The 1,323-nt window shown below is 54.0% G+C and carries 1 protein-coding gene; it reads right to left on the reverse strand.

Translation table 11 applies throughout. The features are described from left to right. Positions 1–1,323, reverse strand: a 1,323-nt coding sequence (locus EHO01S_RS17105; protein WP_024525074.1) for a phage tail tape measure protein, incomplete at both ends; no start/stop codon positions are given.

Consider the following 1,323-nt stretch of genomic DNA (forward strand, 5'->3'; position numbering starts at 1 on the left):
GCCGTTCCCTTGATCGCATTAGTACCCGCTGCGGCCACTTCCGCCGCTGCTGCGCCTCCTGCTCCTTTTGCAGCCTTGATACCCCCCGTAAGCAGTTTGATACCGGCAAAGGCGATCGCCGCCTGGGTCATGCCCTGGATGGCGGTAGTGGCTCCGCTGACCGCTGTGGCAAGCTCTGGGAACCGTGCGGCCAACTCTGCCGCTTTACCCGCCGCGCTCCCGGTGGCATCGGCTAGTCTCTTAGTGGCATCCAGCTCGGCAAACTCCTTAGCGTTATTGAACTGCTGTGCCTTAAACCAGCCTTGCTCTTTATTGAATTCAAAATTCAGATCGCCCGCGCCTTGTTCACCGGGTTTCAGATTGCGTTGTTTATTGATATCCCGCTCAATCTCGTCTTTATATCCCTGGCCATTGCGGTAAGCGAGGATGGCCATTAACGCTTGCTGATCGGCTAGGATTTTCCCCACTCCAGCACCTTCAAGGATGGCGCTCATGGCCTCCAGGGTTTCTTTAATGCCGCTCTTATCATCCTTAGGTAGACTCTTTAACTTGGCCTGGAGAGCCTGGTATTTTTTGTCGCTTCCAACAACCTCATCAATGACGCGGGAAAATGCCTCTATCGGGTCAGTCCCATGCTTTCGGGCCTCTGCTAGCGTTCCTGGCAAGTCGATGCCTTTTCCCTTGATTTTGATGTTAGCGGCAGCATTAGCTGCATCCTGGCTCGTCAGTTTCCCCAACAAATTGACCACGTTGTTACCCGCCTGATCGCTATTGCCCGCCGTGACCGACGACAGTTCATTGAGTGTTAATAGTTTGCCAAAATCCCCCAAACCGGACATGCCAGCCTTTTTGGCAAAGGCCATCTGCTGGCCGAGCCATTTAGCCATATCCTTCAGCTCAAAATTCCCTGATTGTCCTGCGGCAATCGCCATATTGAGCATGGTGGGCATCTGTTCATCGGTGATCCCAAAGGTACTGCGGGCTTTCACTGCGATATCGGCCAGTTCGTTAGGGTCAGCCTTGGCCGCAGAGGCATAGCGGGTGATTGTGGGTAGCAGCTTGCTAACTGCCTCCTCTTTTAATCCACTGGCGAGCAACGTATTGGCCGTATCCATCACCGACTCTTTGTTCAGCCCACTGGACATGGCGTTATCGCGGATCATCTTATCCAGGCGTTGCATTCCCGCTTGACGGCCTTTCATGTCATTATCACTAAATGCCGTATTGGCCATCTCTGTCAGGCGCTCATCGTATGTCATCCTGTTACGTACCGGGTTGACGAATGCCGCCCCAAACGCCGCTGCACCACCGGCAATGACACCT

The organism is Edwardsiella hoshinae NBRC 105699 = ATCC 33379 (assembly GCF_000474215.1).
Taxonomy (GTDB): Bacteria; Pseudomonadota; Gammaproteobacteria; order Enterobacterales; family Enterobacteriaceae; genus Edwardsiella; species Edwardsiella hoshinae.